This window comes from Burkholderia sp. SJZ089 (assembly GCF_007828315.1).
Lineage (GTDB): Bacteria > Pseudomonadota > Gammaproteobacteria > Burkholderiales > Burkholderiaceae > Burkholderia > Burkholderia gladioli.
The window spans coordinates 183955-210848 of the sequence record NZ_VIUM01000004.1 but is presented as its reverse complement, the minus strand read 5'-3'; the positions used below and the strand labels follow the sequence as shown (position 1 = coordinate 210848).

The 26894-nt window shown below is 70.6% G+C and carries 24 protein-coding genes; 8 read left to right on the top strand and 16 right to left on the bottom strand.

Annotated elements, in window-relative coordinates:
- Positions 1–491: 491 nt before the first annotated feature.
- Positions 492–1607 carry an OpgC domain-containing protein gene (locus tag FB600_RS09220; RefSeq protein WP_013689982.1) on the top strand — a complete coding sequence of 372 codons (1116 nt, stop codon included), beginning with the start codon at positions 492–494 and terminating at the stop codon, positions 1605–1607.
- A 31-nt stretch (positions 1608–1638) separates the two neighbouring features.
- Here FB600_RS09220 and lhpI read toward each other — a convergent pair whose 3' ends face one another.
- Entirely contained in the window at positions 1639–2577 is a 939-nt protein-coding gene (gene lhpI, locus FB600_RS09215; RefSeq protein ID WP_098152035.1) for a bifunctional Delta(1)-pyrroline-2-carboxylate/Delta(1)-piperideine-2-carboxylate reductase, read from the bottom strand.
- 302 nt (positions 2578–2879) lie between these two features.
- Here lhpI and FB600_RS09210 point away from each other — a divergent pair, with 302 nt between their 5' ends.
- Positions 2880–4232, top strand: coding sequence for a mechanosensitive ion channel family protein (locus FB600_RS09210; protein ID WP_145756591.1), 1353 nt, complete (start codon positions 2880–2882; stop codon positions 4230–4232).
- A gap of 79 nt (positions 4233–4311) precedes the next feature.
- Here the strand turns inward: FB600_RS09210 and FB600_RS09205 are convergent, their stop codons facing one another.
- The 4 genes from FB600_RS09205 to FB600_RS09190 form a co-directional block, all read right to left on the bottom strand.
- Entirely contained in the window at positions 4312–5199 is an 888-nt protein-coding gene (locus tag FB600_RS09205; protein WP_145756589.1) for a LysR family transcriptional regulator, read from the bottom strand.
- Between the two features lie 229 nt (positions 5200–5428).
- Complete coding sequence (locus FB600_RS09200) at positions 5429–6745, bottom strand: CynX/NimT family MFS transporter (protein ID WP_227744009.1); 1317 nt, start codon at positions 6743–6745, stop codon at positions 5429–5431.
- 171 nt (positions 6746–6916) lie between these two features.
- Positions 6917–7717, bottom strand: coding sequence for an SDR family oxidoreductase (locus FB600_RS09195; RefSeq protein WP_096750854.1), 801 nt, complete (start codon positions 7715–7717; stop codon positions 6917–6919).
- Between the two features lie 303 nt (positions 7718–8020).
- Positions 8021–8785, bottom strand: a complete 765-nt coding sequence (locus tag FB600_RS09190; RefSeq protein WP_096750853.1) for a metallophosphoesterase — start codon at positions 8783–8785, stop codon at positions 8021–8023.
- 419 nt (positions 8786–9204) lie between these two features.
- On the opposite strand from FB600_RS09190, the gene FB600_RS09185 reads away from it, so the two are divergent.
- Positions 9205–10485 carry an Nramp family divalent metal transporter gene (locus FB600_RS09185; RefSeq protein ID WP_227742840.1) on the top strand — a complete coding sequence of 427 codons (1281 nt, stop codon included), beginning with the start codon at positions 9205–9207 and terminating at the stop codon, positions 10483–10485.
- Between the two features lie 56 nt (positions 10486–10541).
- Here FB600_RS09185 and FB600_RS09180 read toward each other — a convergent pair whose 3' ends face one another.
- Together FB600_RS09180 and cysC are read right to left on the bottom strand one after the other, a co-directional pair.
- Positions 10542–11357, bottom strand: coding sequence for a sulfotransferase family protein (locus FB600_RS09180; RefSeq protein ID WP_047838690.1), 816 nt, complete (start codon positions 11355–11357; stop codon positions 10542–10544).
- Positions 11358–11522: 165 nt separating this feature from the next.
- Positions 11523–12122: an adenylyl-sulfate kinase gene (cysC, locus tag FB600_RS09175; RefSeq protein WP_096750851.1), complete on the bottom strand. Its 600-nt coding sequence runs from the start codon at positions 12120–12122 to the stop codon at positions 11523–11525.
- A 565-nt stretch (positions 12123–12687) separates the two neighbouring features.
- Between cysC and FB600_RS09170 the strand changes: the two genes are divergently transcribed.
- Complete coding sequence (locus FB600_RS09170; protein WP_013689973.1) at positions 12688–13128, top strand: DUF2000 domain-containing protein; 441 nt, start codon at positions 12688–12690, stop codon at positions 13126–13128.
- A gap of 156 nt (positions 13129–13284) precedes the next feature.
- On the opposite strand, the gene FB600_RS09165 is transcribed toward FB600_RS09170, so the two are convergent.
- Positions 13285–14172 (bottom strand): helix-turn-helix transcriptional regulator, encoded by an 888-nt coding sequence (locus FB600_RS09165; RefSeq protein WP_186022098.1) that lies wholly within the window; start codon positions 14170–14172, stop codon positions 13285–13287.
- 53 nt (positions 14173–14225) lie between these two features.
- Here FB600_RS09165 and FB600_RS38060 point away from each other — a divergent pair, with 53 nt between their 5' ends.
- The 3 genes from FB600_RS38060 to FB600_RS09150 all read left to right on the top strand — a co-directional run bounded on the left by FB600_RS38060 (position 14226) and on the right by FB600_RS09150 (position 16470).
- Positions 14226–14702: a helix-turn-helix domain-containing protein gene (locus FB600_RS38060; RefSeq protein ID WP_315898300.1), complete on the top strand. Its 477-nt coding sequence runs from the start codon at positions 14226–14228 to the stop codon at positions 14700–14702.
- Between the two features lie 62 nt (positions 14703–14764).
- The gene (locus FB600_RS09155; protein WP_145756585.1) at positions 14765–15337 is read left to right on the top strand and encodes a flavin reductase family protein; all 573 of its coding nucleotides are present in this window, start codon (positions 14765–14767) and stop codon (positions 15335–15337) included.
- 143 nt (positions 15338–15480) lie between these two features.
- A complete protein-coding gene (locus FB600_RS09150) occupies positions 15481–16470 on the top strand; it encodes an aliphatic sulfonate ABC transporter substrate-binding protein (protein WP_098182783.1) in 990 nt (329 codons plus the stop codon).
- 66 nt (positions 16471–16536) lie between these two features.
- Here FB600_RS09150 and FB600_RS09145 read toward each other — a convergent pair whose 3' ends face one another.
- The 7 genes from FB600_RS09145 to FB600_RS09115 all read right to left on the bottom strand — a co-directional run bounded on the left by FB600_RS09145 (position 16537) and on the right by FB600_RS09115 (position 23943).
- Positions 16537–17586 carry a sulfonate ABC transporter substrate-binding protein gene (locus FB600_RS09145; protein ID WP_244107684.1) on the bottom strand — a complete coding sequence of 350 codons (1050 nt, stop codon included), beginning with the start codon at positions 17584–17586 and terminating at the stop codon, positions 16537–16539.
- 289 nt (positions 17587–17875) lie between these two features.
- Positions 17876–18637, bottom strand: a complete 762-nt coding sequence (locus FB600_RS09140) for a 2-keto-4-pentenoate hydratase (RefSeq protein WP_096750845.1) — start codon at positions 18635–18637, stop codon at positions 17876–17878.
- Positions 18638–18737: 100 nt separating this feature from the next.
- Positions 18738–19592 carry a MipA/OmpV family protein gene (locus tag FB600_RS09135; protein WP_096750844.1) on the bottom strand — a complete coding sequence of 285 codons (855 nt, stop codon included), beginning with the start codon at positions 19590–19592 and terminating at the stop codon, positions 18738–18740.
- Positions 19589–20515, bottom strand: coding sequence for an alpha/beta hydrolase (locus FB600_RS09130; RefSeq protein WP_098152017.1), 927 nt, complete (start codon positions 20513–20515; stop codon positions 19589–19591). Before FB600_RS09130 ends, FB600_RS09135 begins: the two co-directional genes overlap by 4 nt.
- A 1-nt stretch (position 20516) precedes the next feature.
- Entirely contained in the window at positions 20517–21305 is a 789-nt protein-coding gene (locus FB600_RS09125; protein WP_096750843.1) for a DUF4118 domain-containing protein, read from the bottom strand.
- A 397-nt stretch (positions 21306–21702) separates the two neighbouring features.
- Complete coding sequence (locus FB600_RS09120) at positions 21703–22488, bottom strand: hypothetical protein (protein WP_145756583.1); 786 nt, start codon at positions 22486–22488, stop codon at positions 21703–21705.
- A gap of 126 nt (positions 22489–22614) precedes the next feature.
- The gene (locus FB600_RS09115; protein WP_096750842.1) at positions 22615–23943 is read right to left on the bottom strand and encodes an NAD(P)/FAD-dependent oxidoreductase; all 1329 of its coding nucleotides are present in this window, start codon (positions 23941–23943) and stop codon (positions 22615–22617) included.
- A 457-nt stretch (positions 23944–24400) separates the two neighbouring features.
- On the opposite strand from FB600_RS09115, the gene FB600_RS09110 reads away from it, so the two are divergent.
- Positions 24401–25255 (top strand): helix-turn-helix domain-containing protein, encoded by an 855-nt coding sequence (locus FB600_RS09110; RefSeq protein WP_017921853.1) that lies wholly within the window; start codon positions 24401–24403, stop codon positions 25253–25255.
- A gap of 142 nt (positions 25256–25397) precedes the next feature.
- Here the strand turns inward: FB600_RS09110 and FB600_RS09105 are convergent, their stop codons facing one another.
- Positions 25398–26861, bottom strand: a complete 1464-nt coding sequence (locus FB600_RS09105) for a YncE family protein (protein ID WP_036056656.1) — start codon at positions 26859–26861, stop codon at positions 25398–25400.
- Positions 26862–26894 lie beyond the last annotated feature (33 nt).

Here is a 26894-nt window from a genome sequence, read left to right as displayed (position 1 = left end):
GCCCGCCGGAGTGCTCGACGCGAGCGTCGTCCGTTGGACCTCGAGTTGGCGATGCGCGGCCCGGTCGGCACGCCGGCTGCGCGAATCACGGAGCAAAGTGTGTCACGGCCGAATCACGCCGTCCACGTCGTTCGGGGCGGCAAACGTGGTCGTTGCGCATTACCAACTCGGGCTTGCGCAAGCGCTTCGGCCCGGCTTGCGCAACGCTTGCCGCGCCCTTTCGGGCAAGCGCCGGGAAGGGCCGCCGGGGGCGCCCGCGCGGGCTGCCGGCGCGGCCCCGCGCGAGTCGCGGCGCGCCGCGCCGACGATGCGCCAGGCTGGTGCGGATCGAGCCGCGCCGCGCGAACCGTCGATGCCCCCGCAACGATGGCACAATCACGTCCGTTTCCGCTCCCCGCCGTCCGCTTCATGCCGAGTTTTCCGTCGCGCGCCGCCATCGTCCGCGCGCCTTCTTCCGCTGCCCGTTTCCGCGCCCGCCGGCGCCCTCGCGCATGAACGCACCCGCCCATGCGCCGGCGCCGCGCGCCGGCCGTTTCGCCGAGCTCGATTTCTTTCGCGGGCTGGTGCTGCTGGTGATCGTGGTCGACCATATCGGCGGCAGCATCCTGTCGCGCGTGACGCTGCACGCCTACGCGCTGTGCGACGCGGCCGAGGTGTTCGTGTTCCTGGGCGGCTTCGCCACCGCGATCGCCTACAACTCGCTGGCCGAGCGCCAGACCGAGGCGGTCGCGCGCCAGCGCTTCATCCGCCGCGCCTTCGAGATCTACCGCGCCTTCCTGATCACCGCCGGGCTGATGCTGCTGATCACGGCGGCGCTCAACGCGCTCGCGATCGACGGCCCGAACATGCCGACCAACGACCTGGAGGGGCTGCTGCACAAGCCGCTCGCGGCGCTGCGCGACATCCTGCTGTTCCGCCGCCAGCCCTACCTCGCCTCGGTGCTGCCGATGTACGCGATCTTCGCGGCGCTGGTGCCGCTGGCGCTGCCGCTGGCGCGCGGCAAGCCCTGGCTGCTGCTGGCGATCAGCCTGCTGGGCTGGCTCTCCGCGCGGCGCATCGCCGGCTACCTGCCGGGCGTCGACGGCATGCCCTGGGACTTCAATCCCTTCGCCTGGCAGTTCCTGTTCGTGCTCGGCGCGCTGTGCCGCTGCCAGCCGGTCTACGCGGCGCTCTCGCGGCAGCCGCGCGGGGTGCTGGTGACGGCGCTGGCGGTGGCCGTGGTGGCCGCGGGCGCCTATTACCGGCTGCGCATCGAGCCGTTCCCGACCGATCCGGCGATCAAGCAGAACCTCGGCGCGGTGCGCCTGCTCAACTTCCTGGCGATCGCCTGGCTGGCCGCCAAGCTGGTCCACCTGGGCTGGATGCACAAGGTGGCGCGGGCGATGCCGTGGATCGGCACGATCGGCCGCCAGGGCCTGCTCTGCTTCGTGGCCGGCACGGGGATCTCGCTGTCGGTGGATTCGGTGCTGTACTGGCAGACCGACGGTTATCTCGACGTGCCGCTCGGGCTGACCGCCGACGCGGTCGCGATCGGCCTGCTCTACCTGGTCGCCAAGCTCTACGGGCCGCTGGCCGCGCGCCTGCCCTTCCTGCGCCCGCGGCGCTGAGGGCGCGGCGCTGCCGGGCAGGCGCCGGCGTTCAGCCCTGCGTCCGGGCGTGCGTAGCGAGCGCGACGCGGCCGGCGGCCAGGTCCCAGGCCGCGCAACCGACGCTCTTGAACAGCACCGGCTGCTCCGCCTCGGCGCGGCCGCCGGCCTGCTCCGCCGCCACGATCGCGCCGGCCAGCGAGCCGACGCGCGCCCAGTCGACGCCGGCCAGGATCAGGTCGCCGGCCTCGTGATGCGCGCCGTCGGGATCGTCGACGAACAGGGCGCTGCCGTTCACGGTCCGCGCGGCGATCTCGGCGCGATCCGCGGTGAACACGCCGACGCCCACCACCAGGCGCCCGGCGCGCGCCGCCTCGTGATAGACCGGCGTGGCGCTGGTGGTGGCGGCGATCACCAGGTCGACCGAATCGGGCACCGGCGCCTCGCCGAACGGCTCGATGCCGGGCAGGCTCTCGCGCCAGCGCGCGCAGAAGGCCGCCGCGCGCTCCACCGAGCGCGCCTTCACGCGCACGCGCGCCTCGGGATACAGCTCGGCCAGCGCGTCGAGGTGATGCGCGGCCTGGGTGCCGATGCCGTACAGCAGCACCTCGCGCGGCGCGGCCGCCAGGAAGGTGCGCGCGCCCAGCATGGTGATGCCGGCGGTACGCCGCCCGGTGACGGTCGGCCCGTCGAGCGAGACCAGCGCCTCGCCGCTGCCGGGATCGTAGGCCACCACCTGGCCGTGGATGGTCGGCAGGTCGCGCTCGCGGTTGCCCGGGCAGACATTGACCAGCTTGTGGATCGCGATGTCGTCGGCCGCGGCCGGCATCGACAGCATCACGCCGCCCTCGCGCAGCGGCACCGCCAGCCGCGCCGGGCTCAGGATCCGGCCTTCGGCCGCGTCGCGCGCGGCCACCGCGAGCGCGTCCACCAGGGGCCCGAACGGCAGGCAGGCCGCCGTTCGTGCCGCATCGCATACCGCAAGAGTCATCGCAACGCCTCCTCGTGATTGCCGGCGCGCACCGCCTGTTCTCAGGCGTCGCGCTCGCGCGGGAAGCGCACACGTTAAGCGAGCCCGGCACCGGCGGCAAGCGGCGTCAAAAAACGGGTACGATCGCGCCCGGCGCCCGCGAGCCGGCGCGCGAAGCCGCGCCCGGCGGCGATCGGTAAAAAGTATCGGAACCCGGCGCCGGATCCGCGGTCCCTTACAGACGCCCTGCGCCAAGCCGGCCGAGCCGGCGCCAGGCAGGTTCGCACTACCGCACCACCCGTTCACCGTTTTTCCTCGATTCAATGAATGCCATCTGGTTTGCCCCCCTCGTCGGCTGTCTGATCCTGCTGGCCGCCTCCTGCGCGATCGCCCTGGCGGTGCGCTTCGTGCTGTTCCGCGTGGTCGCGAAGTTCGCGGCGCGCACCCCCACCCGCTTCGACGACGTGCTGTTCCAGTTCGGCGCCTTCAAGTGGCTCTCGCGCCTGGTGCCCTTCGTGGTGTTCCAGCTCGGCTTCCGCTCGATCCCGAACATTCCCGAATCGGCCGCGCAGATCGTCGACAAGCTGCTGTTCGCGATCGTGGTGTTCCTGGTGGCGATGACGATCGGCGCGGTGCTGTCGGCCGCCGAGCACCTGCACCGCACCCAGCCGCGCGAGCGGCCCACGCTGTCGCTCAAGGGCGCGATGCAGCTGATCAAGCTGGTGATGTACATCACCGCCGCGCTGGTGGTGATCGGCACCATCACCGGCAAGCAGATCGGCCTGCTGCTGTCGGGGATCGGCGCGATGTCGGCGGTGCTGATGCTGATCTTCAAGGACACCATCCTGGGCCTGGTGGCCGGCGTGCAGCTGTCTTCCAACGACATGCTGCGGATCGGCGACTGGATCACCATGCCGAGCGCGGGCGCCGACGGCGACGTGATCGACATCACGCTGAACACCGTGAAGGTGGCCAACTTCGATCGCACCATCATCACCATCCCGACCTGGAAGCTGATCACCGAGAGCTACCAGAACTGGCGCGGCATGACCGAATCGGGCGGGCGACGCATCAAGCGCGCGCTGTTCATCGACGCGAGCAGCGTGCGCTTCCTGAGCCCCGAGGAGATCGCGCGGCTGGAGCGCTTCACGCTGCTGAAGGACTACCTGGCGGGCAAGCGCGACACGCTGGCCGAATGGAACGGCGCGCTCGGCGCCGACGGCGAGTGGATGGGCAATCGCCGCCAGCTGACCAACCTCGGCACCTTCCGCGCCTATTGCGACAGCTACCTGCAGCGCCACCCGCGCATCCATCGCGGCATGACGCGCATGGCGCGCCAGTTGCCGCTGACGGCCGAGGGCATCCCGATGGAGCTGTACTGCTTCACCGACACCACCACCTGGCTCGACTACGAGACCATCCAGGGCGACATCTTCGATCACCTGCTCGCCGTGCTGCCCGAGTTCGGGCTGCGCGTCTACCAGCATCCTTCCGGCTTCGACATGCGCGGCATGATGGAGGCCGCGGCGGCCTCGCGGCGCGAGGCGGAATCCGCGGCGGCGGCGGGCGCGGCCCGGGCGGCCAAGCCGGCCGCCTCGCTCATGCAGGCGGACGGCGCCGCCAAGGCGGCCGACGCACCGCGCGCGGCCGACGCCGAGCCGGCCGGCACCCGCTGAACCCGGCACGCTTGAACCGACGCGCTTGAGCCGGTGAGCTTGAGTGGACGCGCTTGAGTGGGCGCTCAGGCCGGCTCGCTCAGGCTGCGGCCGCCAGCTCGCGCGCGATCGCCAGCAGCAGCGCGGCCAGCGCCGACAGCGGCCGCTCGCGCCGCGTCACCGCGACGATGCGCCGGTGCATCACCGGCGCGGCGATCGGGATTCGCGTCAGCCCGTATTCGCCGAGCAGGCGCGACGGGATCCGCATCGGCAGGATGCACTGGCCGTTGGTCAGCGAGACCAGCTTCAGCATCGCGTCCATCGAGTCGACCTCGGCGGCCACCTTGGCATCGAAGGCGCGACCGTGCAGCATGCGGCGCAGCGCGTAGCTGGGCGGGAACACGATCAGCGGCAGCGTGTGCGCGTCGAGCGTGATGGCCGCCAGCAAGGCGAAGCGCGAGCTCTGGTGCACCACGAAACCCATCTCCTCGTCGAACAGCGGCGTGATCTCGAGCAGGTCGGAGGCCACCGCCGCGTCGTAGACGAAACCGATCTCGGCGCCGCCGCCCTCCACCATCTCCGCCACGCCCGGCGAGCTGCGCTCCAGCAGCGAGACGCTGGCGTCGGGACGCTGCCGCATGAAGCGCGCGACGATCTCCGAGACGAAGTCGTGGCCGAGCGTGTGCACGGTGGCGACATTGAGGTTGCCGGCGGTCAGGCCGTGACGCTCGCGCAACTGCATCACCGCATCGTCGATCGCCTGGTAGGCCGGCCGCGCGGCTTCGAGCAGGCGGCGCCCCGCGTCGGTCGGCTCGACGCCGCGGCCGTGCCGCACGAACAGCGGCTGCCCGACATGGCGCTCGAGCGCGGCCAGTTGCCGGCTCAATCCCGATTGCGACAGCGACAGCGCCTCGGCCGCGGCCGACAGCGACCCGCGGTTCGCGATCTCGAGGAACAGCCGCAGCGGATGGTCGATATTGCCCTTCATGAACCCTGCCTGACACGAAAACCGGATCGGTGGCGGCGCCCGCGCCGGCACCGGCGCGCCGAACGCGCTCGGATTATTGCAGGTCTGGAGGCAATCGACAGGGATGCCCGGACGGGCGGGAAAGGGGGCTATCGGCCGGCACGCGCGGCGGCGCCCGGGATGCGCGGAAGTGGTTGCGGATGCAACGGTTTCGCGCGGCGGGCGACCGGCGCCGCGCGATCGCCTGGCTTCAGTGCGAGGCGCCGGCGCGCAACTCGCGCGGCTTCAGGAACGGCGAGAGCAGGGCCATGGCCAGGCCCACGCCGACCAGGCAGGCCATCGGCACGTCGAAGCTGCCGGTCAGGTCGCGCAGCAGGCCGACCGCGAACGGGCCGCAGGCGGCGATCAGGTAGCCGACCAGCAGCGAGAAGGCATTCCAGGTGTTCGCTTCCTCGGCGCTGTGCGTGTTGTCGAGCGGCAGCGTCATGCCGAGCGTGAAGCCGCCGGCCAGTCCGCAGGCGGACAGGGCCACCCACAGCGTGGTGAGCTGCATCGGCGCCCAGGCGATGCCGGCCAGCCCGGCCACCGCCAGCGCCGCGCACAGCAGCAGCCAGCCGCGCCGGTCGTGATGGCGGCTCAGCGAACCGATCACCGGGTTGGCGACCGTGAACACCGCCATGAAGGTGGCCAGCACCAGCCCGGCGCGCTCGGGCGACAGGCCGCGCTCGTGATACGAAGGCGGCAGCCAGGACAGCAGCGCGTAGAACAGCAGGTTGTCGCAGGCGAAATAGAGGGCGACGAGCCAGGCCTTGGGATCGCGCAACGGCAGCCGGAGCGCGGCGCGTGCCGGTGCCGTGGGGGCAGGCGCGGCGCCCGCATCGGAGCGCGCCACCATCCGCGCGCCGAGGATCGCCACGATGCCGAGCACGCCCCACACGCCCGCGCCGAGGCGCCAGCCGAACGCCGAGTGGCTGGCCACGAAGCCGGTGGCGGCCGCCGCGAGCGTGCTGCCGAACGACAGCGCGGTGGCGTAGATGCCCATCAGCAGCGCCACGCGGCTGGGGAATTTCGCCTTGATCAGGCCGCCGAACAGCGCGCCGGCGATCGCGATGCCGGCGCCCACGCCGACCGTGGTCGCCAGCAGGCCGAAGGTGTTCGGCGCGAAGGCGCGCGCCACGGTCGCCAGCGAGAGCAGCAGCAGCGCGCCCATCAGCACCGCGTTGCGGCCGAAGCGGCGCGCCAGCCACGGCGTGGGCAGCGCGAGCAGGCCCATCAGCAGGTCGGGGATCGCCGTCATCAGCGAGGCGGTGGCATGCGAGATCGCGAAGGTCTGCTGGATCTGCGGCAGCAGCGGCCCCATCGACACGATGCCGGGCCGCAGGTTGATCGCCACCAGCACGATCGCGACGATCAGCGGCCACTCGCCGGCCAGGCCGGGTTTCGCGGGTGCGGCCGGCACGCTTGCGGTGCCCGCCTGGGCGAGGGCCGCCGCGGTCCTCGCCTCCTGCGCGGAGCCGGCGCCGCCGCGCCCCGCCATCTGTTCCGTCGTCTGTCTGTCGCCACGCATGGGGGTCACTTTGGTTGGTTGTCGTGTTCGGTACGTCCGGCGCCGTCGCGCCATGCCCGCCGGGCCGCCGCGACAGTATCGACGGCGAACGCGCGGCGAGCCATGAAGCGGCACGCATAGCAGCTATGCGCGCCGCGGGGCCGTCGCGACGGCCAGCGGCCTCGATCCGCCTCAGACGGCCTTGATCTCGCCGCCGTCCATGCGCAGCGTCGAGCCCACCATCCAGCGCCCGGCCGGCGACAGCACGAAGGCGAACAGCTCGGCGATGTCCTCGGGCGTGCCGTAGCGCGTGATGCCGGCCTGCTGCGGAAACTGCTCGATCGCCTGCTCCACGCTCATGCCATGCGCGGGCGCGTATTTCTCCAGGTAGGAACGGCGCCGGTCGGTCATCACCGGCCCCGGCAGCACGCTGTTGACCTGCACGCCGTCGCCCACGCCGCGCTCGGCGAAGGCCTTGGCGAGCGCGACGATCGCCGCGTTGACGGTAGCCACCGCCGCGAAGGCCGATTTCGGCGCCTGCGCCGAGTTGCCGGAGGTGAAGATCACCGAGCCGCCGCTCGCCTTCAGCGCCTCCCAGGCATGCACCGTGAGACGCCGCGCGCCGTGCAGCTTCAGCGCGAAACCGTCGTCCCATTGCGCGTCGGTCATCTCGAGCAGGTCGATCTGCGGCACCGCGCCGGCGATGTTGAGCAGCGCGTCGATGCGCCCGAAGGCCGCCAGGGTGCGCGCCACCGTCTGCGCCGCCGCGTCGGGCTCGCGCAGGTCCAGGTCGAGCGCGAGCGCCTGGCCGCCCGCCGCGCGCACCGCCTCGGCGGTGCCCTCGAGCAGCTCGCCGCTGCGCGCGACCAGCACCAGTGCGTCGAAATCGCGGGCGAGACGAAGCGCCGTGGCACGGCCGATGCCGCGGCTCGCCCCCGTCACGATCGCCACCCGCGCCGCCTTGCCCGCCTGCTCCGTGTTGTCGCCGTTCATCTGGCCGTCCTCCGTCCGTCTCTCGGTTTGATGGATGCGGGACGGATCGCGTGGCCCCGGGCGCGACGCATCGCTTTGCAATCCTCATGAATGCGATGCGTACGCGGCGCTTGCGGCCGTCCTGATCGATGTCGTCCTGGATGCCGCGGATCGCTCCGCGCGCGCATGCCGCGCACCATCGACAGCGCTCATTCTAGCGATGCGATGTAACTTTTCAAGTTATATTTTGACGGTTACTCAGTTATTTTTCGAAACCGTCACGTCGAACCTGGCGCAGACGGCCCGAAGCAGCTCGAAGCGGCTTCAGTCGGCCTGGTAGACGCAGTGCAGCGCCTTCTTGGTGATCCGCTCCTCGTGCGGGTAGCCGAACGCGTTGTTGAGATAGCGGATGCCGTCGAGCACCACCTCGCGGTTGACGTGGCTATGCCCGTAGAGATGCAGGTCGGGACGGATCCGGCGCACCTGCGCCTCGATCAGGCTGCTGCCGAGCACCGGATAGAGCATGCGTCGCGAGGCGGGGATATAGGCCGGCATCACGTCGATGCGCGGCAGGAAATGCGAGAAGCTGATGGTCGGCCGGCCGCGCGGCAGATCGTCGAGCGCGTTGAGGCCGGTGAAATACTCGGCGACATGCCGGCTGGTCCAGCCCTGCGGCCAGCGGCAGGCATGGAAGTCCATCCAGGCATCGCGCAGCTCCTGGCCGGGCACGCCGAAGGATTCGTCGTACCAGCCCAGCAGCGGCACGATCGCCACGCCGTCCACCAGCTCGGCGCGCAGCGTCGCGCCGCTCGCCTCGGCCACCCGCCGCACCTGCTCGAACTTGTCGAGCGAAGTGGTGCCGGGCGGGTCGCGCATCACCCACAGCTCGTGGTTGCCCGGCACGAAGAACACGCGCCGGAAGCAGTTCGCGAAGGTAGACAGGCAGCGCTCCAGCCGCTCCAGCGAATCGGATACGTCGCCGGCCAGGATCAGCACGTCGCGCTGGTACTCGCTGCGCGACAGCGACGCCACCCATTCGGCATTGCCTTCGAAATCGACGTGGATATCGGACAGGGAAAAAATGCGCATCGTGTCGACGGTTTCCGCTTGACTCGGGGCCGGCGGGCCGGCGGGCCGGCGAAACCGGGACCTTATCACGCCCTCGGGCGCTGCGTATGCCGCGCCCCGCGCGGCTTGCGGTCGGCGCCACGGCGCTTCGCGAGCGGGCTCGCGCCTTGCGTGGCCGGTGCGGCATGGCTTCGGTGCCACATCGGCCGGCTGCCCCGGCCGTTTCCCGCGTGCGGCGGCTCGCTGCCCCTGCCACGGGCCCGAGCGACCCGCCCCCGTTTTCCAGGACAGCCGGCTATGGGTTTTATCGCCATTTTCAATTGCCAAACACGAATGAGAATAATTATCATTCGTGAATATGAGTCTGACATGTCCGATGTGAATCGTCTTTCCCGCCTATCCTTTGCTCAGCAGCAGGACCGCGACCGATGCCCGATCCGATGATCCCCTCCCTTCCCTCGCCAGCCGGCCAGTTCCGCCCGCCCACGCCCTGGACCCGTTTCGCCGGTGCCGGCGCGCTGGTGGCGGTCGGCTACATGGATCCCGGCAACTGGGCCACGGCGCTGGCCGGCGGCGCGCAGTTCGGCTACCGGCTGCTGAGCGTGGTCGCGCTGGCCAGCCTGATCGCGATGCTGCTGCAATGGGTGACGGCGCGCGTGGGCGTGGTGACCGGGCGCGACCTGGCCGAACTGTGCCGCGAGCGGCTGTCGCGGCGTGCCACGGTGCTGCTGTGGCTGGCCACCGAGGCGGCCATCATCGCCTGCGACGTCGCCGAGGTGGTGGGCTGCGCGGTGGCGCTGCAATTGCTGCTGCACGTGCCGCTGCTGACCGGCGTGCTGCTCTCGGCGGTGGGCACCTTCGCGATGCTGGCGCTGCAGCGGCGCGGCCATCGCACGCTGGAAATCTGCGTGGCCGCGCTGATCCTGTTCGTCGCGTTGAGCTTCGTGGCCGAGCTCGCGCTGGCGCGGCCCGACTGGCTCGGCGTGCTGGGCGGCTTCGTGCCGTCCACCGAGCTGGTACGCAACGCCGGCATGGTCTGGCTGGCGGCCGGCATCGTCGGCGCCACCGTGATGCCGCACAACCTCTACCTGCATTCGGCCCTGGTCAAGCGCCACGTGCCGGTCGGCGAGGATCGCGACGCCGCGATCGCCGACACCATGCGCGGCGTCAGCTACGACACCTTCGGCTCGCTCGGTTTCGCCTTCCTGGTCAACGCGGCGTTGCTGATCGTGGCCGCCGCGGTGTTCCATGCCAGCGGCCATACCGACGTGGGCGACCTGGCCGACGCGCATCGCCTGCTCGCGCCGCTGGTCGGCACCGACTGGGCCAGCCTGCTGTTCGCCGCGGCGCTGCTGGCCTGCGGGCTCAATTCGACGGTGACCGGCACGCTCGCCGGGCAGATCGTGATGGAGGGTTTCCTGAAACTGCGCATCGGGCCGACCCGGCGCGCCCTGCTCACGCGCGCGCTGGCGATCGGCCCGGCGCTGGTGGCGGTGATCGCGTTCGGCGACCACGGTTCGGCGCAGCTGCTGGTGGCCAGCCAGGTGGTGCTGAGCCTGCAACTGCCGCTGGCGGTGATTCCGCTGGTGCTGTTCGCCGCAAGCCCCGCGCTGATGGGGCGCTGGCGCATCCGCGGCTGGGTGCTCGCCGCGACCTGGGCCAGCACGGCGCTGATCCTCGCGCTCAATGTGGCCTTGCTGTGGCAGCTGTGGGTGGCCTGACGCGAAGAAGCAGCGCCAGCCGATCATTGCCAGCGCCGTGCCGCGTCGGCTCGACCTCAGAGGTAGCCGAATTCCTGTAAGGCCTCGTGAGCGGTGTTTTCGCAGTGCGACTGAAAATCGGGAGCCAACTCGTGCTTCCATGAGGTGGCCCGCTCCGCCAGGAACGGGCGCGAGAGATTCAAGTGGCTTTGGTCGTAGCGCAGCGCCGGAGCGCGATTCGTGCTGTCGAGCATCGCCTCCTCGAATGGCAGCCCAAGGAACTCGCTGGCTTGGCCGAGCACCCGCCGCGGATCGTCGACCAAATCCTCGTAGCGAACCAGCAGGTAGTTGTCCCGCGCGTGCATGGTCTTGAACAGATGGAGGTTCGTGTAATTCCAGAGACGCGGGAAATACTCCTCGATTCCGGTCGGCGCCCAGCTGACATGCTTCAGCGAAGACAGGGCACCGCGTACGTCACGCACGATATGGAGGAAACGCAGATCGCTGTCGAGCAGGCCGACCTGCTCGAGCTTGCGGATCGAAAGCAGATCGTCGGGCGTCTTGTCCCCACCGATGCGGCGGCCAGTGTTGTGCGCCATCCGCGCGTAGATCGCGCTCAGCACCCCGGCAAGGGTCGGTTCGGCACCGGTGACGGCGGTTTCGACCTCCGCTGCTGAAATATAAGGCTGCAGGACCTCGGCGAAATCGTCGGCCGAAGTGATGATCTCGACAATCAGCCGGCGCGCGACCGCCCAGTCGCTGATGCAGCCGAGCACATGGGCAATCGGACTGATGAAGGTGGTTTGATTGGGAATGAAGATCCCGCTGTGAAGATTGAGCGCCTCCTTGAAGAGCGTGGTGCCGGAACGAGGGGACCCAAAAAGAATGAACATGATCGGTAAATGGCAAGACACTGCATGAAAATGCGGCTAAGGCGGTGGCTGGAGGCCGCGTCTCTCCGATCCGGCATGGATACGGATCGACAAGACATGGTTCGATGCCCCGCCGCCACGCCGCGAGATATCGCGCTCGGCGCATGGGCGGCGCCGGGGCTGCGGTCACCCGGGGCGCTGGAGCTCGAAATGACGCATCAGGCGATCGATGCCATCCGCGCAAGTGCCCTGATCGGTGACGATATGCAAACCGGGCGAGACCGGACGTTCGTAGGGAGCGGAAATGCCGGTGAAGCCTGGAATCAAACCCGCGCGTGCCTTCAGGTACATGCCTTTCGGATCACGCTGCATGCAGCAGTCGAGCGAGGCGTCCACGAACACCTCGACGAAACGATCGACACCTACAATCTCGGCGGCTTGCCGCCGGTCCTCTTCAAATGGCGACACCAGCGATACCAGCACCACCAGGCCGGCATCCACTGCCACACGGGCGATTTCGGCGGTACGGCGCACGCTTTCGGCACGGCCGGCGCGATCGAAACCCAGATCTCGATTCAGACGAGCACGCAGTTCGTCGCCGTCCAGCACGAGCGCGTCGCGATGCCGCTCGCGCAACTGCGCGGCAAAGGCACGGGCCAGGGTGGTCTTGCCCGCGCCGGGCAACCCGGTAAGCCAATAACAGAGCGCGGCTCGCGCATGCGAACCGGAAGCGGCTCCGGGTCGCCGTGATGCGGCAGCCGGTCGAGCCTCTTGGAGCGTATTCATGGCAGCACCTTTACTGAATTCGATAGCGGCTTATGAATGCCGGTATGTTCCGTCGTGCGCTGCCTGCAAAACGAATCTCAAGCAATGGGGCAATGCATCCGCCCATGCCAGAGAATTGGAAGAATGCAGGCGTCAACGAGAATAAAAATTAATACCGCACCCGACTTTCATCGAAGCAACAAAGCGGTTACATGAAACTCCGATATCGGAGGATTGAGCTGGACTCAACGCTTCACATCGAGGTGATCCTAGCCGCCCGACTTTCATGAAACCGGGACGGCGCATCGGAATTCGATGCATATGACAAATACAATGGGATCACTTCAAGCCTCGGATTCGACGGTTATAAGATTTTTGGTCTGGTTCGAATCCTACGCGACGATCGCAAACGTTGCAATTAATCAAAAACACCGCTTCATTACGCAATATTTTCTTAAGGTTCCGCCGAGCCAGTCAGAAGTTCGTAAGAAACGAAAAACGCCGACTGCCCTGCAATAGCGTTCAAGACACCCGCGGCGCGCGATCGAATAATGCGGTCCTCATCGCTTTCCAGGAGGATTTCCGCATGAACCCAGTGATTCCCGAGCACAGCGCGGCGCCGGTCGCCGAACGCTGCGTGATCGTGGTCGACAGCCAGTTGCCGCCCGGGCGCGCCGCCAATGCCGCGGCCGTGCTGGCGCTGACCATCGGCCAGCGCCAGCCGGCCCTGGTCGGGCCGCCGCTGGTCGACGCCGACGGCGTCTCGCATCCGGGCCTGATCCCGATCGGCATCGCCGTGCTCTCGGCCGAGGCGGCCCGGTTGCCGTCGATCCGCGACAAGGCCCTGGCGGCCGGCTGCGAGGTGGTCGACTTCCCGGTGCAGGGCCAGCAGACCACCGACTATTCGGCGTTTCGCGACGCGGTCGCGCAGGTGGCCACCGCCGAGCTCGCCTATCTCGGCGTGGCGCTGGTGGGCCCGCGCAAGGCGATCGGCAAGATCGTCTCGAATCTCGGCTTGTTGAAGTGAGGCAAGCGGGGGCGGCGAAGCCGTGATCGCGGCAGGAACCGCATGATGGCCGGGGCGCCCGATCGGATATCGTGCCGGATGGGAATCGAGCGCGAATCGGCAAGCCGGGCCGGAGCTTGAATCGAAGTGGACCGGCGCAACCACGCGCCGCCGCGCTCAGGCGCGCGGCGCCCGAGCGCGCGTGGCGTCGCGGAACACGCCCGGCGTGACGCCCATCATGCGGCGGAACGAGCGCGTCAGGTGCGCCTGGTCGGCGAAGCCGCTGGCCGCGGCCACCTCGCCGAGCGGCCGCCCGAGCCGGATCAGCGCGATCGCCGCGCGCACGCGCGCCTGGCGCTGATAGGCATGCGGCGTCATGCCGAGATGGCGCTCGAAGGCGCGGAACAGGCGAAACACCGGCAAGCCGGCCGCGCCGGCGATCTCCTCGAGATGGACCTGCTGGTCCAGGCGCGCGTCGAGGAATTCTCGCGCGAGACGCACCGCGCGCGGCGCGGCGCCCGGCGCGGCCAGCGACGGCGATTCATGCACATGCCGCTCGAACAGCCGCGCGACGAAGCGCAGGTAACGCTCCTCGCGCCGCAGCGCGTCGCCCTGCGCCTCCGATTCCTGGTGGACCCGATAGAACAGCGCGTTGAGCCGCGCATCGCCGATGATCGGCCCGCGGATCGCCGCGCCGCCGCGCGCCTCGCCGTCGGACAGCAGCGAGCGCAGGTGCTCGGTGCGCACATAGACGGTGCGCTGGCGCCAGCCGCCCGGATCGACGGGGCCGCCCGCGTGCGGCTCGTCGGCGTCGATCGCGTAGAGGTCGCCCTGGCGGGCCACGAACTCGCTGCCGCGCATGCGGATACGGATCGCGCCCGAGGTGATCAGCGCGAAACAGGCCGTGTCGTGGGTGTGAACGTCGTAGGAGAAATCGTGGAAATCGCCGCGCAGCAGTTCGGCGGCCAGCTCGGGCGCCTGCCAGATGCGCACCTCGGTCTTGCGCGCGATGGCCGGGGCCGCCTCGCCGGCGCGCCCGCCCGGCGGAAGGATCGAAGCTGTCATGCTGGAGCCGGCCATGGCGGCGAAGTCACGAACGCTCCAATGTACCATCGCCGGTGGGCGCCGGGCGGCGCCTCGGCGGCAGGGGGCGGCGTCGCTGCCGATATCGCCGGGGCTACCGACGCCAGCGACGAGGCCGACAAGGCTCACGAGCCCGGGCCGTGGCCTCGGCCGGCGAAGCGCCATCCCGATCCGGCCCCGGTCGCCCTCCGACTCCACGACCAGTGCACGATCCTCCGGATCCGCGCCTCATTTGTCGATCCGCGCGCCGGCGCGATAATCGCCGCGAACCCCAGCCCCGAACTGCAGACGATCACCACTTCAAGGAAACCACCGCCATGAGCCCGCTGCAATACCAGAAGCGGCTGCGGCGCTACGAGGCACGCAGCCTGCTGCTGCGCGGCTCGCGCGACCTCGGCATGGTGGCCGCCTCGGTCGGCTACGACAAGCTCTCGCAGTTCCATCGCGAGTACCAGCGGCAGTTCGGGCTCACGCCGCTGCAGGACGCCAGGCGGCTGCGCGCGGCACGCTGAGGCGGCATCCCGCGACACGCCGCGCGCCAGCCGCGCGGCGCCCCTCGTTTTCGGAGACTTCCATGCGAAAACCCGCCCTGCGCGACATCGATCCCTCGAAGACCTATCGCCTGCTCGAATCCGGCCCGGTGGCGCTGGTCGTCACCCACGACGGCCAGCGCGCGAACGTGATGACGATGGGCTTCCACATGGTGATGCGCCACTCGCCGCCGCTGGTGGGCGCGATCATCGGCCCCTGGGACCACAGCCACGCGGCGCTGCGCGAAACCGGCGAATGCGTGCTGGCGGTGCCGGGCGCCGACTGGGCCGCCACCCTGGTGGAGATCGGCAACTGCAGCGGCGCCGAGCTCGACAAGTTCGAACGCTTCGGCCTGGCCACCGCGCCCTCGAAGCAGGTGGCGCCGCCGCGCCTGACCGACTGCCTCTACAACATCGAATGCGTGATCGAGGACGACACGCTGGCCGAGCGCCACGACCTGTTCGTGCTGCGCGCGGTGGCCGCCGCCGTCAACGACGCGCGCGAGGAGCGTCGCGTGCTCCACCATCGCGGCGACGGCACCTTCGCCGCCGACGGCGAGGTGTTCGACCTGCGCGAGCGCATGCATCGCTGGAAGGCCTTCCAGGTCGAGATCTGAAGCGCCGGCGCTCACGCCGCGCAACGCCGCGCGAGATAGTCCTGGCGCTCGGATCGATAGCTGAAATGATCGGTTCGCTGCAGCAGGCAGAACCGGTACGTTAGCGGATTGCCTACCGTCTCCCGTCTCCAGGAATCCGCTTCATGTCCCGACTCACGCGCCGCGCCTTCTCCCGTTCCCTGCTGGCCCTGACGCTGGCCGCCGCCGGCCCGCTCGCGCGGGCGCAGGGCGCGCCCGGCGTGCTGCGCATCGGCTACCAGAAATCCTCGACGCTGATCACGCTGCTCAAGGCGCACGGCACGCTGGAAACAGCGCTCGCGCCGCTGAACACGCGCGTCGAATGGCACGAGTTCGCCAGCGGCCTGCCCTTGACCGAGGCGCTCAACGTCGGCGCCGTCGACTTCAGCGCCGACGTGGCCGATACCGTGCCGGTGTTCGCCCAGGCCGCGCAGGCCCGCTTCGTCTACCTCGCCCAGGAAGCGCCCTCGCCCTCGGCGCAGGCGATCCTGGTCAAGCGCGACAGCGGCATCGACACGCTGGCCGCCCTGAAGGGCAAGGACATCGCCACCACCAAGGCGGCCGGCAGCCATTACCTGCTGCTCGCCGCGCTGGCCAAGGCGGGCCTGGCACCCGCCGACGTCTCGGTGCACTACCTGACGCCCGCCGACGGGCGCGCCGCCTTCGAGCGCGGCAGCGTCGGCGCCTGGATCACCTGGGATCCCTACGTGGCCTCGGTCGATCGTCGCCCCGAGGTCAAGGTGCTGGCCGACGGCACGGGGCTGGCCTCGTACCAGCGCTACTACCTCGCGGCCAGCGACTACGCGGCCGCGCATCCGGCGGTGCTGCAGGCGGTGTTCGACGCGCTGGTGCAGGCCGGCGACTGGTTGCGTGCGCATCCGGACCAGGGCGCGGCCGTGCTGGCGCCGATCTGGGGGCTCGACGCGGCCACCATCGAGCGCGCCAACGCGCGGCGCAGCTACGCGGTGCGCGCCGTGACGGCGGCCCACTTCGGCGAGCAGCAGAAGATCGCCGATACCTTCCTGAAGGCGGGCCTGCTGCCGGCGCGCGTCGACACGCGGCAGGCGCTGCGCTGGGATTTCGCGGCGCGTCGCGCGGTGGCGGTGGGAGCTTGAGCGCCTGAGGCGGCGCGGTTGCATGCCGGGCCGCCTCCCGCCAGGGAGGGAGCGGCCCGGTTCGCTTCAGTGCCCCGCCCAGCGCGCCTGCGTGACGTCGAGCTTGCCCGGAATCAGCTTCAGCGCCGTGAAGGCATCGGCGATCTGTTGCTGGTAAGCCAGCGTCGCGTCGCCGACCGGCTCGACGTGGTAAGTGGCCCGCCCCAGCGCGAGCTCCAGCGTCGGCGCATCGAGCCCGACCAGCGGCGAGAGCTGGGCGGCCACCTCGGGCACGTGCTCGCGTGCCCAGGCGTCGGTGGCGTCGATCTCGGCCAGCACCGCGCGCACCAGTTCGGGATGCGCGCCGGCGAAGGCGCGGCTCGCCAGGTAGTACTGCGTGTTGCTGACGATGCCCTCGCCGTTGCGCAGCGTGCGCGCGCCGGTCTGGCGCTCGACTGCGGCCAGGTAAGGGTCCCAGATCACCCAGGCGTCGATGGCACGCTGCTCGAAGGCCGCGCGCCCGTCGGCCGGGGCCAGGTAGACGGGCTGGATCTCGCGATAGTCGAGCTTCGCCTCCTGCAGGGCCTTGACCAGCAGGTAGTGGACGTTCGAGCCGCGATTGAGCGCCACCTTCTTGCCGCGCAGCTCGGCCACCGAGCGGATCGGCGAATCGTGCGGCACCACGATCGCCTCGCCTTTCGGCGCGGGCGGCTCGGCGCCGATATAGACGAAGTCCACCTTGCCGGCCTGCGCGAAGATCGGCGGCGTCTCGCCGACCGTGCCGATATCGACGGCGCCGGCCGCCAGCCCCTCCAGCAACTGCGGGCCCCCCGGGAACTCGATCCAGCGCAACGTCACGCCGAGCGGCGCGAGCCGCTTCTCGAGCGTGCCGCGCGCCTTCAGCACCACGAAATTGCCGTACTTCTGGTAGCCGATCCGCAGCGTGGTCTCGCCGGCCGCGAGCGCCGCGCCGCTCGCGCCGAGCGCCGCCAGGCCGGCGCCGGCCAGCCCCGCCGGGCGCGCCAGCGCGAGCGCGGCGGCGGCCGCCGCCTTGAGCCAGTCGCGGCGGCGCGCGCCGTCGTCCGGCAGGTCCGCCGTGCTGTCGTGGTTGGGGGGGATCGGGTGGCCGTGTCGCATCGTCAGGTGTCCGGGGTTCGCGCAGTGCGGTTGATCGGCGGCCGCGAACCAGGGCGCGCGGCCGGAGCGCCGATGGTAATCAAGGCGGCCCGCAAGCCAAATCCCGATTGCTGCAATGCTTATCGAGGCGATGCGATAGCGGCTGGACACGGTCGTTCCGCCTGCCCCGGCTGGATCGCCGGCCGCGCCGGGCGTGAGCGTTGCCGGCGATCGACAACGCGAACCCGGGCGAGATCCGGGCGCGTTCAGGCGGCGTTCATGCGGTGGTCAAGCGGTGGTCAAGCGGCGTTCAGGCGATCGTCAGCGTCACGGGCGGCAGGCCGGCGATCTGGCCGACCGCCACGCCGCTGCCGGCCACCTGCACCAGGCCGACATAGGTGCCGGCCGTGATCACCTGGTCCGGCGTGAGCGCCACGCGCCGCGCGACGGTCGCGTGATTGACCAGCCAGGCCAGCAGCCGGCGCGGGTCGCCCGCCGGGTTGCCCGGCGTGCCCGAGAACAGCGATTGGCCGTTGAAGGTGAAGGACAGCGAGGGCGCGAGGAACGGCAGGTCCTCGCGATACGGAACGAATTCGCCGGCCGCGAGCGCGGTGTGGTTGAGCAGGTCGGCGAGCTGGGCGAGGCGCTCGACGTCGGGAAACCGGGCGAAGCGGCTCGCCACCACCTCGATGGTCGCGCCCACCGAGGCGATCGCCGCCGCCACCTCGGCCTCGCCATAAGCGGTCTCGCTCGGCTCGAACACGCGGCCCAGGCGGAACGCGATCTCGAGTTCGAGCCCGAAGGGCCGCCGCGCGTCGGCGGTATAGACGGCGGTATCGCCATGCATCACGCCATGCGCCGGTAGCGGCGCGGCCGCGGGCGGCGCGTCGGGCGACTTGGCGCCGACCTTCCAGCCGCCGATCCCGCCGCCGAGCGCGGCGATCAGCTCGTGCTGCGCCGCGTAGGCGGCATCGGCATCGGCCGGCTGCAGGGCCGCGGGCAGCGCCTCGATCGGCTGGTGGTTCGCGTTCGCCTGCGCGAGCAGGCGGCCAAGGGAAAGGGAGTCGTTCATCGCGGGGATCAGGTGGTGGCCGGGGATGGCGGACGCGCTGCCGCCAGGGCCACATGCTACCGGCGAATCGCCGCGCCTGCCGGGCGCGGCGCGCGCCGCCTCAGAACCGGTAGCCGAGCGAGGCGAAGGTGGTCCACTCGGTGCGGCGCTCGGTGATCGGGCTGGAGGCCGCGAAGCGCTGCAGGCGCCCGAGCGTCGAATTGAGGGTGCCGACCCAGTGGCGCGAGAAGTCGTGCGTCATGTAGAAGTTCAGGTGCACGTCGCGCACGCCCGAGCCGGTGCCGTAGGACGGCAGGCCGGAGGCCGCGCTCTCGGCCGGCGAGATGCCGAACAGGGTGCGCGTGTAGGCGCCGTTGGCCCAGGTCAGGCCCGGCCCGATCGAGAACAGCCAGCCATTGAGCGGCAGCGAGGCATAGAGATCGGCGCTGGCGGTGGTGCCCTGCCCGTAGCCGAGCACGTCGCGATAGACGGCCAGCGCGCCGGTGAAGGCCCAGATCGTGTAATCGGCGAACAGCTTGAGCTTGGGGCCGTCGTGCACGTCGGGCAGCCCGCGCAGGCGCGCGTCGTCCTTCGCGTCGCGCGACTGGAAATCGAAGCTGACGGCCATGCCGAGGTGGTAGGTGTCGCCGCTGGACAGCACGTTCCAGCCCAGCACGTCGGGGCCCTGCGAGAAGAAGCGGTCGCGGTAGGAGATGTCGAGCGCGGGGAACGGATAGGCCTTCAGGTGGCGCGAGCCCGGATACTGCGGCGCCACGTAGACGCCCGGGCCGATCGTGATCTTCCAGGGCGAGGCGCCGCTCGCCGCGGAGCCGGCGACGGCCGCAGCGCCGCTGCCGGATTCGGCATCGGCATCGGCCTGGGCGAGCGGCGCCGCGCAGGCGAGCGCGGCGGCCAGGGTGATGGTAGCGGCGCGGCTCGCGGCGCCCGGCACGGAGCGGAAAAGGACTGGCTTCATTTGGTCTTGCGGGCCACCGCCGCGAGCTGGCGCAGCCGCCGCGCGAGCGCTTTCGACACGACCGGCGGCGCCCCCGCGCCGGCGCCGTGCGCAATCTCGCTCTCGCGCAGGAACAGCGCGGTCTCGCGCGCGACGATTTCCCGTTCGTTGTCGGAAGTGATCATGTGATACGAATCGTCGAGCCAGATGGTGCGCAGGAAGCTCGCGCCGATCCGCTCGATGATGGTGTTCGGGTTGCGCGGGCTGGAGGTCTCGTCGTCGATCGAGTGGATCACCAGGGTGTCGTTCTCGATCTCGCCGAGCTGCCGGCGCGCCAGCCGCGCCAGCCGGTTCGCCTGGTGCAGCGCCGGCAGCGAGATCTCGGACGGGCCGACCTCGCTGAACGCGTCGCGCTCCATGGCGCGCGCGATCTTGGCGCGCAGCGCCTCGTTGCGCAGTCCGAAGGGCTCGGCCTCGCGGTAGCGATAGCGGTGCCGCAGCGGCGTGTAGTAGGCCAGGTCGAGGATGAAGCGGTACCAGGGGATCGCCCAGCCGTTGTAGGTCAGCGTCAGCGACAGCAGGGCCAGCGCCTGCGCGTCGGGACGCGCCTGGATCAGCCGCAGCGCCAGCGCCCCGCCGATCGACAGCCCGACCACCGAGACGCGTTCGTAGCGCGCGGCGAGCGCATCGTATTCGCGCACCGCGCCCTCGATCCAGCGCTCCATCGGCAGCTCGGCCGAGCCGGCGCTGTAGCCCTCGATCACCGGCGCGCAGATCGTGAAGCCCTCGTCCTGCAGGTAGCGCGCGAGGTAGCGCAATTCGAGCGGCGAGCTGGACAGGCCGTGCAGCAGCAGCACCGCGTGGCCGTCGCCCTCGGCGAAGATCGGCGCGGCGGCAGAGGGTTTGGCCGTCGGCCGGGTCAGGCCGCTGTCGCTCGCGCCCATCTCAGGCCTCCTCGGTGCGCAGCACCAGAAAGTCGCCGGCATGCGTGGTGAAGCGCTCGCAGATGCAGGGCGCCAGGCGGAAATCGCCGCCCAGCGCGGCCGAGCGGATCCGCACGCGGTGGCTGCCCGCCGACAGCGCATGCGTGACGCGCTGGATATCGTCGGGATGGAGCTCGGCATGCAGCGGGCCGGGGGCGACCTCGCCGTCGAAGGGCAGCGGCGCGTCGACGCTCTGGCCGACCTGGGCGCGTTGCCTGGCATCGCGCTCGAGCGCCTTGATCAGAATCAGTTTCTGCTGGTGCTGCGCGAGATAGCGCAGCAGCCGATGCGTTTCGTCGACGGCGCGACGCGCCAGCGCCCGCTCGTTGTCCTGGCGCAGCAGCATCTCGTAGCGCGACTGCGCCACCGCGGTGACCAGGCCGGCGCGATACTGCGCGCGGCGCAGGCGCTCGACCAGCACGATCACCAGCAGGGTCACCAGCGGATAGGAGATCAGCAGCACCACGTCGCCGCGCTCGATCACCAGGAAGTTGTCGAGCGAGCCATAGGGCGGCACGAACAGGAAGTCGGCGATCACCAGGCCGAGCAGCATCACGGTGAGCGCGGGCGCGAGGCCCAGATAATATTCGACCAGCACCGCCGCGATCGCGAAGGCGGTGCCGGGCATCACCGGCCCAAGCAGTGGATGCAGGGCGAGCCGCACCGCCAGCGCGAGCACCAGGGCCCCCGCCGCGTATGCCCAGCGCCGCATCCCCGCGGGCGCCCAGAGACTCGCATTCCGAACTTTCATGTTTACCGGATATTTCAAAAAACGCTGAATGGTAACGAGTTTCGGGCGGGATTTGGCGAGCGCGACACGATGTTTTTCAACTTGTCACGCAGGCGTAAGGAGAAAGGGGCGAGAACGTGAAGTTTGTTGGTTTTTCGTCGTGTTTTGCGTCTGAATCCGCGTCTCGTTCGCAGTGGCTCGCGGCGACCGACGGCGGCTCGTGCAAGGCCCCGGATCGATGGCGGATCGAGCGCCGGAGCCTGCCCTTGCGGCATGCTCGCGGTTCATGCCCCGGCCCCCGGGAGCCGGCCCGCAACGGGGCAGGATCGCGCCGGCCGCGCGGCGAGCAAGCCGCGTGCTCGCCCAGGCGGGGCGCACCGCATCCCGTCGCCGGCGCGGCCCGCGATCGGCGGCGGTCTTACATGCCGTCGATCGGCGTGACGTCGGGGCCGAAGACCACGCAGCCGAACGCGAAACGGCCCGGCTCGGCGGCCATGGCGCCGGCGAAGCGCACCGCCGGCAGCCGGTGCGCGCCCGGCAGGTAGGTGCTGCCCGGCTCGGCCAGCGCGTCGGCCTGGCGCTTCGAGAGCGGCGCGCTCCAGCGCAGGTAGCCGGCGTGGAAGCCGGCGACATGGCCGTCTTCCTGGTTGTTCGAGATATCGAGGCCGGCCGGCACCGCCGAGGGCAGCGCCGCGAGCCGGCGCGCCGCGGCGAAGGTGCCGACGTCGCCGCTGGTTTCGGCGTAGATGCTCAGGTCGAGATCGGCGTCGGTATCGCCGCTTTGCTGGCGCGCCAGATGGACCACGGTGACGGGATTGCCCTCGATCGTCACCGGGCGCGGAAAGCGCACCCGCATCTCCTCCCAGCGGTCGGCCGGATCCTCGCGGCGATCGTCGATCAGCACCCCGCCGTCGTGCGCGTAGCCGGTGATCGACAAGCCCGCCTCGCGCCAGGCGGCGCGCTCGGCCGGCAAGGGCGAACGCGCGCCGGGCTGGCAGCTCAGCAGGGATTGGAAACGGGCGGCGGCGAGATCCACGCCGTCGGCGTGCGCGGCATGCGCGGCAGGCAGGACGGCCAGCAGCCAGAGCGCGGCCCAGCCTCCCCGGGCGACCCGGGGAGGCGGGCGGCGCGGCGCGGCCGGCGCCCGATGCGGAGCCCGCCCGGACAGGGATGCCGGCGGGGTGAAACGGCGCGGGTGGTTCATCGTAGCAGCGTTCGCTGCGCTCCTCCTGGGGTCTCGTCCGCGCGCTAGCACGGCGCGGCAGGACAGCCCTGCATCATGCCGAGAAGCGCCCCGCTTGCCAAGCGCCGCGCTGGCCCGCGGCTGCCCTCAGAGCATGCTGCGCGGCCGCTTCATGGTGCCGTCGACGAAGCGGCGCGCGCGGAATTCGCCGAGCGCCAGCGAGGGCTGGCCGCTGTCGACCAGCTCGGCCAGCAGCCGCCCGACGATCGGCCCCATCGCGAAACCGTGGCCGCAGAAGCCGGTGGCGATCGCCAGGCCCCGCACCGCCTCGGGCGCGTCGATCACCGGGATCCCGTCGGGCAGCACGTCGATCAGGCCGGCCCAGCTCTCGACCGCCTGCGCGGCCGCCAGCGCCGGGAAGATGCGCTTGAGCCGCGCCAGCGCGCGCGGGCCCTGCGCCGGGTTTGGCCGCGGCAGCGGCTCGCGCGGCTCGATCGCGTCGTGGCCGCCCGCCAGGCGGCGCTTCAGGTCGGCCAGCAGCGCGCCGTTCACGCGCACCCGGAACTTCTCGCGGTGCTTCCAGAATTCCGGCAGGTAGAGCGACAGGCCGCGCAGATGACCGAAGCTGAAGTCGAGGTCGACCGTCATGTCGTCGGCGAGATTGATCGCGCCGTCGGCGCGCTGGCGGATGCCGAGCCCGTGGCCCCAGATGGTGGCGGCCGAGACGGCCGGCAGCGCGTTGGTGCGGATGCAGGTGCCGCGCACGGTCTGCTGCGGCAGGCGGATGCCGATGCCGTCGAGCAGGCGGAAGCTGGTCGCGCCGGCCGCGCAGATCACCCGCGCGCTCCTCACCCGGCCGCGCTCGGTGAGCACGCCTGTCACCGCGCCGTTGGCGGTCTCGATCGCCGTCACGCCGCAGCCGTCGAAGAAGCGCGCGCCGCCCTCGATCGCGCGCGCCGCGAAGGCGGGCGCCACCCGGCGCGGTTCGGCCTGGCCGTCGCTGGCGGTGTAGAGCCCACCCAGCACCGGCGCGGCCAGCCCGTTCACGTGCCGGCCGACCTCGTCGCGCGACAGCGTGCGCGTGTCGAGCCCGTGCTGGCGCGCCACCTCGAGCCAGTCCTGGTAGGCAGCCCAGTCGTCCTCCTGGTCGGCCAGGTAGAGGCAGCCGCCCTGGCGCCATTCGAGATCGGTGCCGAGCTCCCGCTCCAGGCCTTCCCAGATCCGCATGCCGGCCATCATCAGCGGCACCTCGGCCGCTTCGCGGCCCTGCTGGCGCACGAAGCCCCAGGCGCGCGTCGACTGCTGCCCTGCCACCCGCGACTTGTCGAACACCACCGCCTTGAGCCCGCGTCGCGACAGGTAGTAGGCCGCCGCGCAGCCCATGATGCCGGCGCCGACGATCACCACGTCGGCCTGTTCGGGAAAAGCGTCGTCGGGGCGCGAGAAGGCGCCGTGGAGCGGATAGGTGGTGGTCATGCGCGGCGTGCTGCGAATCGATCGAGTGGGAGGGAACCGGCCATTCTACCGGCCGCGGCTTCGGGATTTTTCGCGAATGCACTTGAAGCCGCGTGCCGTCTCGCGTCGGATCGGCACGGCCACGGGCCAGGAACAAGACCGACGAACCGCGACGACCACGCTGAAACCCGCCGCCCACGATCGGCCGCGCACCGCCGGAGGCGGGTACTCGAGGACGTTCCCGGGCTTTCGCGAGCCCCGCCCGGTCGCGCCACAAGCCGTGCCCGGCGCGAGTTTTCGCAATGTTTGGTTACAGCTTTCACATCCACCAGTGTAAATGTCGGCGGAGCCATTTCTGATTTGCGGTAAAGTTAACGTTTGCGTGCGTGGCCGGTCGGCTCGCTCTAGTACAGACGGCTTCGTCCGACATGAACCACACGTCGTAAAGCGACTTTCTCGACCCGATCGCACCCGCAGCATGGCCAACGAAGCAGTGACCACGGACTCCCTAGCCGTCGCCGAACGCGTGCGCGAGCTGATGAGCCGCAACGGCATCGGCAAACGGCAGCAGACCACCGAGCTGTGCCGGATTCTCGATCTCAGTTTCTCCCAAGGGCATCGCAAGCTGCGCGGCAGCAGCCCCTGGACCCTCTCCCAGATCCGCAAGGTCGCCGAAGCCTATGGCGAGCCCGCCGCGCAACTGTTCAGCGCGCAATCGCTCGACCCCGGCATGGTGGGCGCGAGCGCGCACGACGCGGTGCTGTTCGCCGGCGTGAGCGAGATTCCCTGCACGGTATGGATCGGCGCGCAGCTCGAGCCGGGCGCGCGCCCCGAGTTCGTCGCCTACGAGCACCAGGGCCGCTGGCGCGTGCTGCGCCACACCGGCGTGCTCTACCAGAGCGCCTACGACGTCCACAAGATCGAGATCTACCCGCGCCGCGCCGAGAGCGACCGGATGCTGGTGGCGGTGGTGGACGGCGATCGCGTCAGCGCCGATTCGGTGTGCCGCTATCTCGACGAGCAGGGTTTCGCGACCGCGCATTTCGAGCGCCTGCCGGCCTTCCTCGACGCGCTGCAGAGCCAGGCCTTCGACGCGGTGCTGACCGAATGGCTGTTCGAGGGCCGCTCGGCCACGCCGGTGATCCGCTCGGTGCGCGCCTCGGACAACCCCGGCGCGCCGATCTTCGTGCTGACCGACGCGCTGCTGTCGGGCCAGGCCAGCGAAGCCGAGATCGGCGACGCGATGCGCACCTTCGACGTGGTCTGCTACGAAAAGCCGGTGCGCCTGAGCCTGATGTGCGCCGACCTGGCCAAGCGCCTGTCGCAGCACTGAATTCGCCACGGCGCGGAGGCGCGCGGCCGGCCCGCCCGGGCCGGCTGGAACCAGCAAGTCAGCACCAGGCGGCCCGCGCCGCTCATCCTCGCGGGGCGATCCTCCGCCCCGCCCCTGCTCATCTCCCGCTACCGCCTCCCCGCTACAGCGCCTGCACCTGCACCGGTGCGCCCGGCTTGCCGTCGACCTGCGGCGCGATGACCAGGTAGCGCCGCCGATCCGGCGTGCCGTTCGCCGCATCCGTGCCGGGCGCCACCTCGCGCCGGATCTGCCCGAGCGCATTGACGATCGCCGAGCCGGCCGGGTTGGTCATGAAGCTGGCGAGCGGCTCGATCGCGCCGCTGCCGTCGGGCGCGCCGGCCAGGCCCAGCACATAGGGATGCTTGGGCTGCAGGCCGGTGGCCGAGGCCTGCAGCACCTGCAGCAGCCCCTGGTCGAACAGGGCCACGCTGGTCGGCGCGGTGCCGGCCGCCGCCGCGCCGCCCACCGGCACCAGCGCCAGGTGCGCGGCCTCGCCCGAGACGCCGAGCGGCTGCGTATTGGCGCGGCCGTCGCCCTCGGGCACCGCGTCGGGCACGTAGGCCACCGCCTGCGGCGCCTGGCCGATCGGCACCGTCGCGATCACGCGATTGCTCGCCGTGTCGATCGCCGCCAGCGCATCGGCATTCTCGAGGCCCACATACACGCGCGTGCCGTCGCCCGACGGCCAGATGCCGTGGGGCAGGTTGCCGACCGGGATCGTCGCGACCTGCGAAAAATCGTCGGTGCGGAACACCTTCACCTGGTTCAGGCCACCCACCGTCACGTAGGCAAAGCTGCCGCGCGCGTTGTGCACGATGTTCACGTGGTTGGTGATCGGACCGGTGTCGAGCGTCTTGAGCAGGGCGAAGGGCGGGCGCGCGTCGAACACCTGGGTCTTGCCGACATCCTTCAGCGTGAACCAGACCTGCCGGCCGTCGGGCGTGGCCGCGATGTTCGGGCAGAACGGGCTGGCCTGGGGCACATGGCCGACGATGGCATGGTCGGCCACCGAGATCACCTCGGTTTCCGGATTGAAGGACGAGCACACGTAACCGTATTGCCCGTCGGGCGAGAAGATCGTCATGCCCGGGCCGGCCGGCACCGTGATGCGCGTCTTCTCCTCGAAGCTCCGCGCATCGATCACCGACACGTAGTTCTCGCCGCGCACGGTCACCCACACCTCCTTGCCATCGGGCGTGAAGAAGGCCTCGTGCGGCGAGCGGCCGACATAGGTGGTGTGCTTGACGGCATTGGTCCGGGTGTCGATGAAGCTGACCGAGTTCGAGCCGATCGAGACCACCGCCAGCGTGTGGTGATCGGGCGAGAAGCCCATGCCGTGCACCAGCAGCTGGCCGCGGTAGAGCGGGCTGAAGTTGCCCGGCGAGGGATCGCCCAGGCGAATCACGCCCACCAGGTGGTTGTCGGCCGGATCGGTGACCGACACCGTGTTCGAGAACTGCTCGGCGGCATAGACGCGGTCGCGATGGCTGACCGGCACGTCGGGCGCGGCCAGCGCACCGGGCGCCTGGCCGGCGCAGGCGGCCTGCGAGGCGAGCACCAGCATCGCGGCCGCGGCGGCCGACATCAGGGATGGACGCGGGGACGAACGCCGGGACGG

Bases quoted from the DNA above. Each gene is read 5' to 3' on its own strand.
- FB600_RS09220 (WP_013689982.1), top strand. From the start codon at position 492: ATGAACGCACCCGCCCATGCGCCGGCGCCGCGCGCCGGCCGTTTCGCC.
- lhpI (WP_098152035.1), bottom strand. From the start codon at position 2,577: ATGACTCTTGCGGTATGCGATGCGGCACGAACGGCGGCCTGCCTGCCG.
- FB600_RS09210 (WP_145756591.1), top strand. From the start codon at position 2,880: ATGAATGCCATCTGGTTTGCCCCCCTCGTCGGCTGTCTGATCCTGCTG.
- FB600_RS09205 (WP_145756589.1), bottom strand. From the start codon at position 5,199: ATGAAGGGCAATATCGACCATCCGCTGCGGCTGTTCCTCGAGATCGCG.
- FB600_RS09200 (WP_227744009.1), bottom strand. From the start codon at position 6,745: ATGCGTGGCGACAGACAGACGACGGAACAGATGGCGGGGCGCGGCGGC.
- FB600_RS09195 (WP_096750854.1), bottom strand. From the start codon at position 7,717: ATGAACGGCGACAACACGGAGCAGGCGGGCAAGGCGGCGCGGGTGGCG.
- FB600_RS09190 (WP_096750853.1), bottom strand. From the start codon at position 8,785: ATGCGCATTTTTTCCCTGTCCGATATCCACGTCGATTTCGAAGGCAAT.
- FB600_RS09185 (WP_227742840.1), top strand. From the start codon at position 9,205: ATGATCCCCTCCCTTCCCTCGCCAGCCGGCCAGTTCCGCCCGCCCACG.
- FB600_RS09180 (WP_047838690.1), bottom strand. From the start codon at position 11,357: ATGTTCATTCTTTTTGGGTCCCCTCGTTCCGGCACCACGCTCTTCAAG.
- cysC (WP_096750851.1), bottom strand. From the start codon at position 12,122: ATGAATACGCTCCAAGAGGCTCGACCGGCTGCCGCATCACGGCGACCC.
- FB600_RS09170 (WP_013689973.1), top strand. From the start codon at position 12,688: ATGAACCCAGTGATTCCCGAGCACAGCGCGGCGCCGGTCGCCGAACGC.
- FB600_RS09165 (WP_186022098.1), bottom strand. From the start codon at position 14,172: ATGACAGCTTCGATCCTTCCGCCGGGCGGGCGCGCCGGCGAGGCGGCC.
- FB600_RS09155 (WP_145756585.1), top strand. From the start codon at position 14,765: ATGCGAAAACCCGCCCTGCGCGACATCGATCCCTCGAAGACCTATCGC.
- FB600_RS09150 (WP_098182783.1), top strand. From the start codon at position 15,481: ATGTCCCGACTCACGCGCCGCGCCTTCTCCCGTTCCCTGCTGGCCCTG.
- FB600_RS09145 (WP_244107684.1), bottom strand. From the start codon at position 17,586: ATGCGACACGGCCACCCGATCCCCCCCAACCACGACAGCACGGCGGAC.
- FB600_RS09140 (WP_096750845.1), bottom strand. From the start codon at position 18,637: ATGAACGACTCCCTTTCCCTTGGCCGCCTGCTCGCGCAGGCGAACGCG.
- FB600_RS09135 (WP_096750844.1), bottom strand. From the start codon at position 19,592: ATGAAGCCAGTCCTTTTCCGCTCCGTGCCGGGCGCCGCGAGCCGCGCC.
- FB600_RS09130 (WP_098152017.1), bottom strand. From the start codon at position 20,515: ATGGGCGCGAGCGACAGCGGCCTGACCCGGCCGACGGCCAAACCCTCT.
- FB600_RS09125 (WP_096750843.1), bottom strand. From the start codon at position 21,305: ATGAAAGTTCGGAATGCGAGTCTCTGGGCGCCCGCGGGGATGCGGCGC.
- FB600_RS09120 (WP_145756583.1), bottom strand. From the start codon at position 22,488: ATGAACCACCCGCGCCGTTTCACCCCGCCGGCATCCCTGTCCGGGCGG.
- FB600_RS09115 (WP_096750842.1), bottom strand. From the start codon at position 23,943: ATGACCACCACCTATCCGCTCCACGGCGCCTTCTCGCGCCCCGACGAC.
- FB600_RS09110 (WP_017921853.1), top strand. From the start codon at position 24,401: ATGGCCAACGAAGCAGTGACCACGGACTCCCTAGCCGTCGCCGAACGC.
- FB600_RS09105 (WP_036056656.1), bottom strand. From the start codon at position 26,861: ATGTCGGCCGCCGCGGCCGCGATGCTGGTGCTCGCCTCGCAGGCCGCC.